This window comes from Streptomyces niveiscabiei, assembly GCF_001419795.1.
GTDB lineage: Bacteria > Actinomycetota > Actinomycetes > Streptomycetales > Streptomycetaceae > Streptomyces > Streptomyces niveiscabiei.
Genome location: NZ_LIRL01001193.1, coordinates 1,361 through 1,655 on the forward strand (window position 1 = coordinate 1,361; position 295 = coordinate 1,655).

Below are 295 nucleotides of genomic sequence, written 5' to 3' on the forward strand. Positions count from 1 at the left end.
CGAGTTCTTGTCGATCCATCCGCAGGCACTGCACCGCAGACTCGTGTACGGGGCGGGTACGTCCTCGACGCGGCCAGGGGCTTTGTGCTCGGTGCGCTGCCTCAGCAGCCCCCAGCCCTGGGCGAGGATCGCCCGGTTCAATCCGGCTTTGGCCGCCCGGCCGTTCTTGAGGTACTGGCCGGGCCGGTCGGGGTCCGGCCTGGCCTTGGCCTTGGCGGTCATGTTCTTGATGTTCAGCTTCTCGAACCGCACCAGGTCGTAGGTGCGGGCGAGCATGGTGCTGGTCTTCTCGCAC

The 295-nt window shown here is 67.1% G+C and carries 1 pseudogene; it reads right to left on the bottom strand.

Features of this window, described 5'->3' with window-relative positions:
• A pseudogene (locus AOK24_RS41940) lies at positions 1-276 on the bottom strand (RNA-guided endonuclease TnpB family protein); the annotation flags it as partial.
• Between the last annotated feature and the right edge of the window lie 19 nt (positions 277-295).